The following is a 13,857-nucleotide window of genomic DNA, read 5'->3' as shown; positions in this document are numbered from 1 at the left end:
GCACCATGGACTCCATGAAACCGCCCCTGCTTGAGACGTCAGCGGAAGCGCCGACAGAAACGCCCACGCTCACCAAGGCCGAGCTGGCCGATCTGCTATTCGAGCGGCTCGGCCTCAACAAGCGCGAATCCAAGGACATGGTGGAGGCGTTTTTCGACAACATCCATGCGTCATTGACGCGCGGGGATGACGTCAAGCTCTCGGGTTTCGGTAACTTTCAGGTGCGCCGCAAGGCGCCTCGCCCGGGTCGCAATCCGCGCACCGGCGAGGCGATTCCGATCGATGCGCGCAACGTGGTGACCTTCCACGCCAGCCACAAACTCAAAGAGACCGTTCAAGGCGAGACAGCAGCGCCTGGCGACTTCGAGTAGAGTCTGAGCAGACTCTTCAATGCCATTGATTTCAATGGGAAATCTGCTGCCCGACATCCCTGCCAAACGCTACTTCACCATCGGTGAAGTCAGCGAGCTTTGCGGCGTCAAGCCTTATGTGCTGCGCTACTGGGAACAGGAGTTCAGCCAGCTTCGCCCCATGAAACGGCGCGGCAACCGGCGCTACTACCAGCACCATGAAGTCCTGCTGATCCGGCGCATCCGCGACCTGCTCTACGACCAGGGCTTCACGATCAGCGGTGCGCGCAATCGCCTGGCTGAACTCAGCGCTGCTGAACTCGCACGCAACCCAGCCGAAGACAGCTTGCCCATCAACGTGACTGACGGCCCGACGCCAACAGCACAGTTGGTTGAAACGACCTTCAGCGTCGCCGCCATCCCTGCCCCGAGGCTGTCCGCTGCCCGTGTCCGCCGCGAACTGGAATTGATTCGCGGCCTGCTCTTGTCTGACCTTTGAAGGACAAACCAGCGCAAACTGTGGACAGGTCTTTAAATAGCGGTATATAATCTTTTTCTCAGTCGGGGCGTAGCGCAGCCTGGTAGCGCACTTGCATGGGGTGCAAGGGGTCGTGAGTTCGAATCCCACCGTCCCGACCATATGAATCAACGGGTTAGCTCTCTCAAGGAGCTAACCCGTTTGGCTTTCTGGGCCCCGTTTGCTGTTCTGGTGCCCGTTCGGTGCCCGTTTCTCACGGTTGACCGTTGTCTCCCGCTGAAATCAGAAATCTGCTGTGCGTCAGATCCTCACAACAGCCGACACATCAAGTACGACTTTGAGGTTCTGTTGTTGGCTGCTGCGCGTCTTGGGCCATGGCGCCTCCGCCTTTTCGATGAGATCTGGCGCAATCGCGCGGATGTCATAGGTGAGGTCGACGTCCTCAGAGAAGCGCCTGATGATGCCGTGGGCCTTCGAGAGCGACGTTCCGCCCTTGAAGACCAGGTGACGCGCGTGAGACCCGGCAAAGAGATGACGCAGAGCCCAGACAACCCACACGTCCTTCTCCAGCAAATGCAGGGGACGTCCCGACCGATCCGAGGCGACGAGCAGCGCTTCGCGCTGATCTTCTCTCGATAACGAAAAGAACTCAGGCATGAGTCACCAAAGCGCTGACTTGACTGGCCAGCCAAGTGGGCAGCCGGACACGCGCGTCTGCGACAGCCTGCAACTCCGAGGCTGGCAGCCTTCGCTTGAGTTGCCCTAATGCGGCCTCGGAGCCAGCCCGGCCCACCCAGGCCAGGGTACGAATGACTTCGCCGGCGGCTTGTCCGGGATAGAGCAACTGCCACGGCGGGGCGTGGCGCAGTTCAACCATCTGGGATCCGAGCTTGAGCGTACGACTGCGGCCAGAGGTTAGAAAAACCTGACGGACCGGAACCTGCGTTGTCAGCCCCAGAGCATTGGCAGCGGCGGCGCCGTTGTCCACCACAGTTTCACCACGCTGGCTGGCCCACTCCTGGACCACCTTGGCAACTTCGGGCGCCCTTGATCCGAACTTGCCATTCACAGGCAGGACGTAGACACCACGCCCGGCACGGAGCAGCTTGCCGCTTCGTGCCAGGCGCGACAGCACCTGATCCACAGCAGCCCGGCTGCCAAGGTGCAGAACAGCCTTGGCGGACAGGCTGGCACCCTCTGGCTGAGCAGCAGCGAGCATCAGGACTTGCTGGGCGAGGTTGGACACGATTACTCCTTGAGTGTCAGAAATTTTAGTCAGTTTCTGACAATTTCGAAAGGCTTGTTTTTGTTCGACTGCCGAGCCGAGGCGTTTCATTGACAGCAGTTTTTGCCTTCAAGTCATCGCGAGCCTCCGTCATGTGCTACCACAAAATGAGGCTCACCACGACGTCTGACAGGTGCACCATGCGCAACACCAGCCTCCCCACTGCAGCACTGTTCGCCCCGGACACAGCCGTTTTTCTGCGCATGGGCGCGGTCATGCGGCTCACCGGCCTCGGTCGCTCCACGATCTACCGACTGGTGGCCAGCGACAAATTTCCGCCCCCAGTCCGGCTCGCCGATCGGGCTGTTGCCTGGCGTCGATCGGACATCGATCGTTGGAGCGCGGAGCGTCCTGTCGCCATCCATTCCTTTGCCACCCATTGACCCAGATCGACAGCCACGCGCTTCGCCAGGAACGGGGGATACCAAGATCGGACTCCGCTTGGTGGTCGCCTGCTACTTGCCTGAAAAGCTCCGGACCATCAGACCTATGAGCAGTACGGCCCCAGCACCTTGCCCCATCGCCACGTCTTGAAGCTGTACACCGAGTTGTCGTAGACGGCACACCAGAGTTGCGATGCCGCACGCATGACGATCTCCGCCGAGAACACCAAACGCATCGCTCATGCCAATTCAGAGTTTCACACGACTCGATTTATTGACCACCCAAAATGGCATATTTAGTTATTTTGAAAAACTATCATAAATCAACCATCGCATAAAAGCCTTTCAGCCCGTCGAAAACGATTGCGCTTCATTTGATAAAAGCCGTCGCGGACGAATCGAATAACACCACTTTAATTCGGATAAGGAAACATCCCTCACACTCGCCACAAAGGAGAAAACCATGCTTGACCGCGACCAGCTGGAAACCTTTGCGACGGTGGCCGAAGAACACAGCTTCGAGCGTGCCGCGATGCTGCTCAACATCACCCGAGGCGCGGTGTCGCAGCGGATCAAGGCGCTCGAAGAGTCCTTGGCCACTGTCTTGGTGGTGCGCGAGCGGCCGATCGCGCCGACCCCGGCTGGAGAGATCCTGCTGCGCCACGTCAAAGCGATGCGCATACTCGAAGGCTCGGCCTTGAGTGAGCTGATGCCCGCGCCCAAAACCAATATCCCAGTCCCGCTGGCCATCGCGGTCAATGCCGATTCTCTGGCCACCTGGTTTCCAGCCGTGTTGCGGCAAATCCTGCTGAATCGACGCACGTCCATCGAGGTGATTTGCGATGACCAGGACCACACTTCGGCACGCCTCGCCCGCGGCGAGGTGATCGGTTGCATCTCGACCCACTTCAGGCCCGCAGTAGGTTTTCTTGCGGAGCCGCTGGGCGTGATGACCTACCGCTGCTGCGCCACACACGAATTTACAGCCCAATATTTCTCAAATGGTTTTTCGGTTGCCGGTGTGCTCGCAGCGACTGCCGTGCTTTTCAATCGCAAGGATTCCTTGCATGATGATTTCCTGAGACAGCAGTTTGGTTTCGCCATCGACCGTTACGCCAAGCACTACCTGCCATCACCCGCCGCGCTGCTGGACGCAATCGCCATCGGGGCCGGCTACGGTCTGGTGCCCAGTACGCAGTGCGATCCTTTGATCCAAGACGGGCGACTGGTGGACTTGGCGCCCAGCCACGCCGTCGACGTGGCTCTTTACTGGCACCACTGGGACCTGGAACCTGCGGTCGCTCACGACATCACGCAGTTGATCGTCAACATCGCCTACGGCCAGCTCGGTCAAGGTCAGATCGCCGCCAAGGTCGAGGATGCAATTCAGTCGGAGCGCTCGCCAGCTCCTTTGACGGCACTGACGGCAGATCCGCTGGATGCACCGCCGGCCACGACTGCCGACACGACCAGGCCCAGGGACAGCGACACCAGATCGGCCTCACCAATGGCGAGACCCGACCAGGATGCCACGTAGATGGCCGCAGAGCCAGCGAACCCGGCGCCCATGGCCGCCAGTGCACGCGCAGGCATCAGGGGCTTGCCGACCAACACAGCGCCGGCACAGACCGTGATGCTCGCGAGGTAGACCATGTTGACCGACACCATCGTGTCGACGATGGCCTGTCCTCGTCCGGCTATCGCTGCCCCCAGAAACAAAGCCAGTGCCGACGTGCCCCGACGTCCCGGCATGGCCGACCCCAGCGCACTCGACATGGCGCGCAGGATGGCGGCCCCAGACCCAAGCGCTGCTGTCGAGAGCGCGGCCAGCAGACCCATGGCCGCATTCGGTCCCAAAGTACCGGCTGCCTGAGCCAGCAGGTGCGGCACGATCTGCTTGCCATCGACCGGTCCGACCGGCATCGAACCTGTCATGGCCATCACCATCGCCGGAGGGAGCAAGGCCAAGCCGACCAGCAATACCGCTGCCAGCAAACAGCCTCCACTGGCCGACGCAGAACTGCGCGCCGCTTGGACAAACTGGTGGTAGTCACTGCCTGCGACCGCCATCAACCCGACGCCGAGCGACACCGCCATCAGCCGTGGCGTGCCGTAGGACGGCAGATCGGTGACAAAGGCCGGCAAGCCCTGCAGGTACAAGCCCACACCCTCCGCCTGGATCAAGGCCCAGACCAGCACCACGCCACTCACCAGCAGACAGCCCCCGAACAGCCTGGAGGCCACGCTCAGGTCAAGCCGCGAGGCGCAGAAGATCAGCAGCAGCACCAAGATCTGCGCGGCTGCTGCGTCCAAGCCCAGCAGGCGCGTGACGGCAACAGCGCCCTGAATCTGTGCGGCCAGCACACCCGCCATCCACACCACCGACAATAGCGCGACGATGCGCTGGACCTGCCGCCCATAGGCCCGACCCAAAACATCCCAGATCGGCACGCCCAGGATCCAGAGTGGCCGTGCAAGCAACGCGAGCACCAGCATGCCAACGGCAGTTGCCACGCCATAGAGGCCGCCGGCCATGCCATGCGACAGCGCGAGTTCACCGGACCCGAACAGGAAGCCGATGCCGTAGCTGGCCGACACCAGCATCGTTGCGACCTGCAGGCCGCCGAGCACGCGCGTCGTCATAGGACCTCCTCGACATGCCAGGCCCGCACCACCGCGCGCGGACCGAAAAAGTAGGCGTTGCACTGCTGCCCCCGTGCTTGGTAGACCGGCAATTGACGGAAGAGCCGGTGGGCTTGCGGCAGGCGGTAGTAGGGAATCGCAGGCAGCAGGTGGTGAGTCAGGTGATAGCCGTTGTTGCGAGGATGAATGCAGGCCCGCACCAGACCATGGCAGACCATGTCGCGGGTGAACGAGAACACACCACCGGGCTCCAGGCCGTGGTGGTCGCACATCTCACGGAAGGTGGTGATCAGGTGGAACGTCGTCGCCCTGGCCAGCAACCAGAGTCCCGCGAAGTAGGCGGTGTAGATGGATCCGGCGCACCACGCCATCAGTCCCAGGGCGAGCACCCACCAGACGACGATGTACAGACGGCTGGCAGCGCGAGCTTCGGGATGGCCAAGATGGCCCACCAGCGAGCCCCACCACGCTGACCCAGCGCCTGCACACGCCAGATAGCGCGAGATCCAGCGGGTAGGCTTCGACGCCGGTGGCACCAGAAAATCCGGATCCGCACCGGGCTGGCCAAGCAGCTGATGGTGGCGAAAGTGCGTTGTCCGGTAGAGGCTGAGACTGGCGAACAGCAGCGGCGCCAGCAAGCCCCGGGCGATCAGGTCGTTGCCTCGGCGATGACGGCACAGGTTGCGGTGACCGGCGTCGTGCAGGATGTTGCCCAGTGCACGCTGGCGGTTGCCCACCAGACAGACCGCCAGCGGTGACCACGCCAAGCCCCAGTGATCGACCATGGCCACTGCCGCCAGGATCACCAGCCCATCGAACAGGATGTCGACGATCGGTCGAAACGGATTCAGCTGCAGCAAGGCCTGATGCTCAGGGCCTCGCTCGCGAAGTTGCGCGCGCAGCGCAGCCAAGTCCGGGTGGACGTCCGAATGTGTTGCCATCTGAAGACTCCTTCCCCGCTGGCATGCAGCGACGATGAGAGGGCGCTCGCTCAGCGATGCTCCGCGAAGGCTCATTGCGGTGTCGAGTTGCATCAGAAGGTATCAGTCACGGCCGGCCAGCCGACAGCGTTTAGCAACTTTGCTGAGGAGCGAATTGCACTAAACCTGCTCGTTCCTGCTGAATGGCAAAGAGGGCGATCCGCGCCACCATCGGTGCAGGCGGGTGGCCTTGGATTCGATGGCGAACACAGGTAACCTTGCCCTGAAATACAAAACTCAGGCACCAACCAGGGATCCTCACGATGAGCGGAGAACGAAACCTCGATCGGCTGTTGCGCCACTTGGCGCCCGAACTCCATGCGGGCTGCTATGTCTATTGCAGCTTCGCGGACCATCGCCTGCCGGACGGCTTGCAACCGCTCTGCACCTTTCGAGAGGCCGAGGGACTGACGGCCATCGTCGAACGCGCTCAGGCTGAGGCGGCGCGGATTCCTTTCGTGTTCGAGGCCCGACTCATCACCCTGACGATCCATTCCTCGCTTGAAGCAGTGGGTCTGCTGGCGGCCGTTGCATCGCGTCTGGCCGCCGCAGGCATTCCGTGCAACGCGATTGCCGCCTACCACCACGACCACATCCTCGTGCCCGTCGCACAAGCCCACGAAGCGCTGACGGTGTTGCTGTCGATGACCACTGGCGAAAGCAGCGAAGCGCCGGCACAGGCTGTCGATGGCACGGGCCCATTCACGCAGACCTGCTCCGCATAGAACGCGCCGGGAGGCGCCATCCGCACACCAGGGACGCAAGCCGGCAGCAGCAGCATCCACATCGGCATCCCCAACGGTTGACGCATCGATGAGCGCATCGGTTTAGCGCGACTGACCGTCGTGCAGAAATGGCCGATGCCGCGTCAGAGGCGTTGACGACGGGACGTGCGTCTATCTACGCTCATCTCAAGCCAATTCAGCGTTGAACCGCAGCTCACCGGCCTATCTCACGGCCTGGGCTCGATGTTCACCGACCACCCGATCCAGCGGTTGTCGGTCGCACGCTGACGCCCGCCGGTTTCTCGATCTCCGAAGCTCGGATCACAAGGACACCCCATGAATCGCACCGCCCACAAAGCCGCCGATCGACTCGCAGTGATCAGCCTGGGCAGCTTCTCGGACGCGGCCACCGGCGACCCGCTGAGCGCGCGGGGCCCGAGGGGCTCGATCAAGTTCTTCATCCAACCCAATCAGGGAGGCCTGTATGTCGAACGAGACGAGTGCCCGGCAGGAGGTGTGCGAACCATCCAGACCATGGCCTTCCCAACACGAGAGCAGTTCATGCGCTGGTGCGATGACGACCCTGTCCGATTCGATCACCCCCTGCTGCACGACAGGCTCAGGCGAGCAGCCACCGAACTCTGGGACGACAGTCGCGCCCCCGAACTTCGCAAGTCCATCCCAGACGATTGAGTCATGGACGCCGATCGATCTGGTGGGGCGTATGGCAGCCCTCATCGACAGGATCGGCCATGCCGAGACACCGGCCCAGACCCAAGCGTTGCTGCAAGAAAGCGTCAAGATGCTCGGCGCCGAGCAGGCTTACTTCGTGAGCTTCGTGCGTGACGAGACCGACCTCGCCGCGTGTCGTTTCATGCTGGCCTGCGATGCCCGCTGGTGCCGACGCTACCTCGACGCCGATGGCCAGAACCACGACCCCTGGCTGAACTACGCCACCCATCATTCCGAGCCGGTCGCGGCCAGCGCACTGTGGGTCTGCGAGCCCGAACATCAACAAGTCATCGACCTGGCGATCCAATGCGGCTTCGCTTCGACCTTGCTGGTGCCGGCGCATTCGGGCCTGGGCCAGTCGCGCATCAGCTTGTTGTGCCTGGGATCGCCGACGGTCGGCCACTTCGAGCGCGACAGCCTCGGTGTCCTCAAGATCGTGGCGCGCGCACTGGCCTGCGAGCTGCACGAGTGGTGGACCGCACGCATCCGCCGCGAGCTGCTGGCCCACACCCGGATCTCGCCCACCGAACTGGCCCTGATGCGCCATCAGCGTGCCGGCCACAGCAGCAAACGCATCGCGGCCGAACTGCATGTGAGCCCGAGCTCGATCAACTCCCGATTCCAGCGCCTGCACGCCAAGCTCGGCGTCCCCAATCGACGTCAGGCCGCGCGCCTGTTGGTGGACTGCGGCCTGCTCCAGCCGTAGCCCGCAGGACTCGGGCCATCGGCGCGCCTACAACCTGACGAGGCGCGGCCAGGCGGCAACGACCGATGAATCGCGACGCAAAGTCGTCGCCCGCCTTGGCCACCTGGATACCTAGAGTGACTCCACGGATGCCGCACTTCGGCAGCCGCAACCCGATGGTCTGGGTCAACCCTCAAGAGGATCACCATGACACCCAACACCTCAACCTTCAACGCCAGGCGGCTGCCCGTACAGCACCTGTGGCGGCAACTGGTTCTGCCCTGTCTCGCGGCGACCGCGCTCACCAGCACCGTGATCCCGGCCCATGCCGTTGACGGCTGCACCGTGCTGCTCTGCTTTGCGGCGCCGAATTGGCGTTCGGTGCCACAGTGCGTGCCGCCCGTCCGCCAGGTGCTGCGCGACCTGGCTCGCGGCAAATCCTTCCCCACCTGCGCGATGAGCGGTGCGGGCAACTCGGCCAGCCACAGCTGGGCCACTGCACCCAGCAATTGCCCGCCGCAATACACCCGACTGGTCGAAACCGACACGGGTTCGTACTACAGCTGTGATTACAGCGGCGCGGTCTCGGTGCTCATCGACGGCACATCCTTTGCGCGCACCTGGTGGAACATGGCCGGTGAGACCGTGACCGAATTCAGCCCGGCGGCCAAGGCCCAACTGGGCACATGGGACACGCGCTACGACGACGATTTCCAGGCCTGGGCCACCGCACAACCGGTCGCGGCCGTCGACACCTCGACCCCCTGAGGCCACCATGGACGCCGGCCCTTTCCTGGCCCTCGCCTTGTCCTGTGCACCGCAGGTGGACAGTCGCACCACCCACGCGCTGGTCCGCGTCGAGAGCGGCCTGAACCCACACGCCATCGGTGTGGTGGGCGGTGAGCTGGAGCGCCAACCCCGCCATCGCGGTGAGGCCCTGGCCACGGCTCGCACGCTGCAGGCCCAGGGCTGGGACTTCAGCGTCGGGCTGGCCCAGATCAACGTGCGCAACGTCCGGCGCATGGGCCTGCGCCTGGAAGACGCCTTCGATCCCTGCACCAACCTGCGGGCCATGCAGGCGATCCTGGGCGACTGCTACGACCGGTCTCCCGCCTCGGGCAACACGGACAACACCGGCGAGGCGCACGACCAGCAGCGCCTGCGCCAGGCCCTGTCCTGCTACTACAGCGGCAACTTCGTCACCGGTTTTCGGCACGGCTACGTGCAACGCGTCATCAGTGCCGCTGGAACCACCCCACCCCTTCCCACTCGCCCCTGACCTCCAGAAAGGATTCACCATGAACACGACCTTCACCCTTCGCCGCGCTGCCCTCCATCTCGCGGTGGCCGCCCTGGCCCTGGGCCCAGCCCTGGCGCGGGCCCAGGGCTTCGACAAGATCAACACGACGGTCACCAACGTCAACGCCATCCTGGTGACGATCTCGGTGGCGGTCGTGACGATCGCGATCATCTGGGCCGGCTTCAAGATGATCTTCCAGGGTGCACGGCTCGCCGACGTCGCCAATGTACTGATCGGCGGCACCCTGATCGGTGGCGCTGCCGCCTTCGCCAGCTTCATCGTCGCCTGACGCCGAGCGGGGCACGCCATGCTGGCCGAGGCGATCTACAAGGGCGCGACCCGCCCCGCCATGAAACTGGGCATCCCGCTGGTGCCCCTGGTGGTGCTGTTCGGCAGCGGGATGCTGTTGATCGTCTGGGGCGGCGTGCTGCTGAGTTGGTGGCTTGCACTCGGCGTGCTCATGGCGCTGGTGCCCGCCCTGCTGTGGATGCGCTGGGTCACCGCCCAGGACGACCAGCGCTTCCACCAGCTGTTCATCGCCTCGAAGCTGAGCCTGCAGGACCACAACCGTGCGTTCTGGCGGTCACGCAGCTATTCACCCACCGTCTTCAAGGGAGCCCGTGATGTTTGGCATGTCTAGCAAGAACGTCGGCCGCGCCGACCTGTCGGCTCAGTTGGCCCTGCAGCCACGTTACTGGGCACAGGCTCATCGGGAGAACCCGCTTGCGCGCTTCGTGCCCTTTTCCTCGCTGCTCAGCCCGCACGACGTCATCACGCGTGGTGGCGACTACCTGCGGGTCTGGCGCCTCGACGGTGTGCCCTTCGAGTGCGCCGACGAGCATCTGATCACCGAACGCCACGAGGCCCTGTGCAGCCTGCTGCGCGGCCTGGCCGGCGGGCAGTGGGCGGTGTGGACCCATCGACTGCACCGCCGCACGAGCGACGCACTTCAACATCCTGCGGGGCTCGGTTTTGCACAAGACCTGTCACGGGCCTACCAGGCCGGTCTGGCCAGGCAGCCGATGATGAGCAACGAGCTCTACCTGACGCTGGTCTATCGGCCGAACGCATCGCGGATGAGCTCACGAATGAGCTCCAACGTGGGCCGGGCCCTGCAATCGAGCGCGCAATCCCGCCAGGCCATCGCCCAGGCGCAAGCCGACACCTTGGCTGTGATGGCCGAACGCAGCGCGCTGGTGGATCGGGTGCTGCGAGGCTTCGGCCCGCAACTGCTCGGCGTGCGTGAGCATGGCGGACAGCGCTGGTCCGAGGTCGCCGAGTTCCTGGCTTACCTGGTGAATGGCCAGTCTCGCCCAGTCCCGGCGCGGTCCGGTCCGCTCTACCGCCTCCTGCCGACCACCCGGCTGTCCTTTGGTGGCGACAAGCTCGAACTGCGCCACGGCGACACCCGCCGCTACGCCGCGCTGGTCGACATCAAGGAGTACGCCGATGCGGTCGAGCCCGGCATCCTCGACACGCTGCTCTACGAGGCCAGCGAGTTCATCGAAACCCAGAGCTTCTCGATCCTGCCGCGGCGCGACGCCCTGCGCGCGCTGGAACTGCAGCGCGATCAGCTGATCGCCAGTGACGATGTGGTCAGCAGCCAGATCGCCGAGATGGATGTCGCGCTCAATGAACTCGGCGACGGCCAGTTCTGCATGGGCGAGTACCACTACAGCCTGGTCGTCTTCGGCGACAGCGTGGCCGATGCCGGGCGGCGCGCGGCGCAGGCCATCGGGGCGGTCGGCGAAGCATCCAGCCTGCAGATGGCCCCGGTTGACCTGGTCGCCGATGCGGCCTGGTTTGCCCAGATGCCGGGCAACTGGCAATGGCGCCCGCGCGATGCCAAGCTGTCGTCCCGAGCCTTCGCAGCGCTGGCCTGCGGCCACAACTTCCCGCGCGGCAAGCGCGACGGCAACCCCTGGGGCGAGGCCCTCGCACTGCTGCGCACGCCATCAGGCCAGCCCTTCTACCTGAACCTGCACAGCAGCCCGGAGGGCGAAGACTCGGCCGACAAGAAGCTGCCGGGCAACACCCTGATCATCGGCTCGACCGGCGTCGGCAAGACCACGCTGGAGATGTTCCTGCTGACGCTGACACGCAAGTGGCAGCCGGCGCCCCGGCTGGTTCTGTTCGACCTCGATCGCGGCTGCGAGATCGCGGTGCGCGCGCTCGGTGGCGAGTACCTCGCTTTCGAGGCCGGCCAGCCCACCGGCTGCAACCCGTTGCAACGCGAGCCCACCCCGGCGCGACTGCAGTTCTGGGAACAGCTGATCCGCACCTGCGTGGCGACCCCGGCACTACCGCTGCTGCCGGCTGACGAACGCGCCATCGCCGACGCCGTCAAGGCGGTGGCGATGATGCCGGCCCAGCTGCGGCGCTTCTCGACCGTGCGCCAGAACCTGCCTAAGACAGGTGAAAACAGCTTGTTCGAGCGGCTCGGACGCTGGTGCCAGGGCGGCGCGCTGGGCTGGGTGTTCGACCAGGCCCCGGACCGCCTGCAGCAGCTGGAGTCAGTCGGCGTCATCGGCTTCGACACCACCGAGTTTCTTGACCTGCCCGAGGTGCGCACCCCGGTGATGATGGTGCTGCTGCAGATGATGGAAGAGTGGATCAACGGCGAGCGCCTGATCTACGTGATCTCGGAGTTCTGGAAAGCGCTGGACCACGAGGTTTTCAGCGACTTTGCCAAGCAGAAGCAGAAGACCATCCGCAAGCAGAACGGGCTGGGGATCTTCGACACCCAGAGCCCGTCGGACGTGCTGCGCCACCCGATCGGGCGGACCATGATCGAGCAAAGCGTCACCAAGATTTTCCTGGCCAATCCCGAGGCGGTGCACGACGAGTACGTCGACGGCTTCGGGCTCAGCGAGGCGGAATACGAGACCGTGCGCAGCCTGAGCGCCCAGGGCGGCCGGCGCTTTCTGGTCAAGCAGGGCTCGACCAGCGCGATCTGCGAACTCGACCTGTCGGGCCTGGAAGACTTCATCACGGTGCTGTCGGCCACCACCGACAACGTGGCGCTGCTCGACGAGATCCGCAGCCAGGTCGGTGACACGCCGGAGCGCTGGCTGCCCCTGCTGCAGCACGCGGTCCAGGCACGTAAGGCGCGACCCCCACCGCGACTCGACATCGAGCTGAGCCACGACGCCGTCCACCAGGAGGTTCACCATGTACAGCTGGGTCGGTTCACGCTTCGACGCCATCCTCAACGGCTATGTGCTGGAGGTGGTGACCGCCCTGATGGCAGCGCTCACGCCGGTCGCGCTGTCGGCGATGACGCTCTGGGTCATGCTGTACGGCTGGGCCGTGCTGCGGCACGAGGTGTCGGAGTCACTGGCCACCTTTGTGTGGAAGGTCTTCAAGATCGGCCTGGTGCTGGCCTTTGCGCTGCAGTCGGGCGTCTACATCACGCATGTCGTCGAGACCGCCAATGCGCTGGCGATGGGCGTGGCCTCGACCTTCATACCCGGTGGGGTCGACCCCGCCACGGTCAGCACACCCTACACGCTGCTTGATCGCTTCAACGACGACGCCAGCGCCCAGGCTGGTGACCTCATGAAGGAAGCCAGCCTGTTCCGGCTCGACCTGCTGCTGGCAGCTTGCATCTTCTCCGTGGGCTCGGTGATTTTTCTGTGCATCGGCCTGTTCGTCGTCACGCTGTCCAAGCTCTTCCTGACCTTCGTGATCGCCATCGGTCCGCTGTTCATCCTGGGCCTGGCCTGGCGGCCGACGGCGCGCTTCTTCGACAGCTGGCTGTCGATGCTGCTCAACGCGGTGGTGCTGACCTGGTTCGCCTTCTTCGCACTCGGCCTGAGCACCTACATCGGCGCGGCGATCTTCAAGGCCATCGACGATGGTGGCGGCTTCCTCGGTGGCACCTTCAACGTGCTGGGCGAGTCGATGCGCTACTGCGTGCTGATGACGCTGATGGCCATCCTCTGCTTCCAGGCGCCGAGCCTGGCCTCGGCCCTGACCGGCGGTGCGGCGATCCAGCAAGGCATCCAGATGGTCCAGAGCGCCATGATGGTCGGCGGCCTGCGCGCCGGGTCGGCGCGCGGCGCAGACATCGGCAGTGGCGGGATCGTGCGTGGCGGCACGGGCCTGCCGTTTGCCATAGGCCGCGCGGTCGACTCGACGGCCGCCCTGACCCGACGGATGGCCGGGTCCATGAGCCGCCCGGGCTCCAGCAGCACAAGTAGCCCCACTGCACCTCAGACGCATTCCAGTCGCGCGGCCTACCGCCTCGCCGCGCTGCGCGGCCGAAGCTGATCACCGGCGTGGCCGCGGCAGGAC

15 protein-coding genes, 1 tRNA gene and 2 pseudogenes are annotated in these 13,857 nt (G+C 64.3%); 14 read left to right on the top strand and 4 right to left on the bottom strand.

From position 1 onward, the window contains the following. Window positions 1-5 precede the first annotated feature (5 nt). The 3 genes from AC5IG3_RS06030 (at window position 6) to AC5IG3_RS06020 (ending at window position 989) form a co-directional block, all read left to right on the top strand. Window positions 6-371, top strand: coding sequence for an integration host factor subunit alpha (locus AC5IG3_RS06030; RefSeq protein WP_491905384.1), 366 nt, complete (start codon window positions 6-8; stop codon window positions 369-371). Window positions 372-405: 34 nt separating this feature from the next. Continuing rightward, window positions 406-849, top strand: coding sequence for a MerR family transcriptional regulator (locus AC5IG3_RS06025; RefSeq protein WP_491905651.1), 444 nt, complete (start codon window positions 406-408; stop codon window positions 847-849). Between the two features lie 63 nt (window positions 850-912). Then, window positions 913-989: transfer RNA gene (locus tag AC5IG3_RS06020), tRNA-Pro, on the top strand. A 139-nt stretch (window positions 990-1,128) separates the two neighbouring features. On the opposite strand, the gene AC5IG3_RS06015 is transcribed toward AC5IG3_RS06020, so the two are convergent. Then, entirely contained in the window at window positions 1,129-1,485 is a 357-nt protein-coding gene (locus AC5IG3_RS06015) for a nucleotidyl transferase AbiEii/AbiGii toxin family protein (protein ID WP_491905383.1), read from the bottom strand. After that, a complete protein-coding gene (locus AC5IG3_RS06010) occupies window positions 1,478-2,074 on the bottom strand; it encodes a DUF6088 family protein (RefSeq protein WP_491905650.1) in 597 nt (198 codons plus the stop codon). Before AC5IG3_RS06010 ends, AC5IG3_RS06015 begins: the two co-directional genes overlap by 8 nt. A gap of 179 nt (window positions 2,075-2,253) precedes the next feature. Here AC5IG3_RS06010 and AC5IG3_RS06005 point away from each other — a divergent pair, with 179 nt between their 5' ends. After that, complete coding sequence (locus AC5IG3_RS06005) at window positions 2,254-2,496, top strand: helix-turn-helix transcriptional regulator (protein ID WP_491905382.1); 243 nt, start codon at window positions 2,254-2,256, stop codon at window positions 2,494-2,496. Between the two features lie 463 nt (window positions 2,497-2,959). Further along, window positions 2,960-3,838, top strand: a pseudogene (locus tag AC5IG3_RS06000) (HTH-type transcriptional regulator ArgP); the annotation flags it as partial. Between the two features lie 44 nt (window positions 3,839-3,882). Here the strand turns inward: AC5IG3_RS06000 and AC5IG3_RS05995 are convergent. Both AC5IG3_RS05995 and AC5IG3_RS05990 read right to left on the bottom strand, forming a co-directional pair. Then, window positions 3,883-5,139, bottom strand: coding sequence for an SLC5/6 family protein (locus AC5IG3_RS05995; protein WP_491905381.1), 1,257 nt, complete (start codon window positions 5,137-5,139; stop codon window positions 3,883-3,885). Then, entirely contained in the window at window positions 5,136-6,173 is a 1,038-nt protein-coding gene (locus tag AC5IG3_RS05990; protein ID WP_491905380.1) for a fatty acid desaturase family protein, read from the bottom strand. The genes AC5IG3_RS05995 and AC5IG3_RS05990 overlap by 4 nt, the downstream gene beginning before the upstream one ends. 209 nt (window positions 6,174-6,382) lie before the next feature. On the opposite strand from AC5IG3_RS05990, the gene AC5IG3_RS05985 reads away from it, so the two are divergent. From AC5IG3_RS05985 to AC5IG3_RS05945, 9 genes and pseudogenes are all read left to right on the top strand, one after another. Beyond that, window positions 6,383-6,844 (top strand): ACT domain-containing protein, encoded by a 462-nt coding sequence (locus AC5IG3_RS05985; protein WP_491905379.1) that lies wholly within the window; start codon window positions 6,383-6,385, stop codon window positions 6,842-6,844. Window positions 6,845-7,180: 336 nt separating this feature from the next. Next, window positions 7,181-7,537, top strand: coding sequence for a hypothetical protein (locus tag AC5IG3_RS05980; protein WP_491905378.1), 357 nt, complete (start codon window positions 7,181-7,183; stop codon window positions 7,535-7,537). A 31-nt stretch (window positions 7,538-7,568) separates the two neighbouring features. Then, entirely contained in the window at window positions 7,569-8,282 is a 714-nt protein-coding gene (locus AC5IG3_RS05975) for a helix-turn-helix transcriptional regulator (RefSeq protein WP_491905377.1), read from the top strand. 186 nt (window positions 8,283-8,468) lie between these two features. Then, entirely contained in the window at window positions 8,469-9,029 is a 561-nt protein-coding gene (locus AC5IG3_RS05970; RefSeq protein WP_491905376.1) for a hypothetical protein, read from the top strand. Window positions 9,030-9,036: 7 nt separating this feature from the next. Beyond that, window positions 9,037-9,540 (top strand): lytic transglycosylase domain-containing protein, encoded by a 504-nt coding sequence (locus AC5IG3_RS05965; RefSeq protein WP_491905375.1) that lies wholly within the window; start codon window positions 9,037-9,039, stop codon window positions 9,538-9,540. Window positions 9,541-9,559: 19 nt separating this feature from the next. Further along, on the top strand, window positions 9,560-9,850 hold the full coding sequence (locus AC5IG3_RS05960) for a TrbC/VirB2 family protein (RefSeq protein WP_491905374.1): 291 nt from the start codon (window positions 9,560-9,562) through the stop codon (window positions 9,848-9,850). Between the two features lie 18 nt (window positions 9,851-9,868). Next, complete coding sequence (locus tag AC5IG3_RS05955; protein WP_491905373.1) at window positions 9,869-10,201, top strand: VirB3 family type IV secretion system protein; 333 nt, start codon at window positions 9,869-9,871, stop codon at window positions 10,199-10,201. Next, a pseudogene (locus AC5IG3_RS05950) lies at window positions 10,185-12,686 on the top strand (VirB4 family type IV secretion/conjugal transfer ATPase); the annotation flags it as partial. The gene AC5IG3_RS05955 and the pseudogene AC5IG3_RS05950, both read left to right, overlap by 17 nt. A gap of 46 nt (window positions 12,687-12,732) precedes the next feature. Then, window positions 12,733-13,833 (top strand): TrbL/VirB6 family protein, encoded by a 1,101-nt coding sequence (locus AC5IG3_RS05945; protein ID WP_491905372.1) that lies wholly within the window; start codon window positions 12,733-12,735, stop codon window positions 13,831-13,833. Window positions 13,834-13,857: the final 24 nt, after the last annotated feature.

This window comes from Leptothrix sp. (in: b-proteobacteria), assembly GCF_965250675.1.
Classification (GTDB): Bacteria; Pseudomonadota; Gammaproteobacteria; order Burkholderiales; family Burkholderiaceae_C; genus Sphaerotilus.
This window is presented reverse-complemented; position numbering and strand designations above follow the sequence as displayed.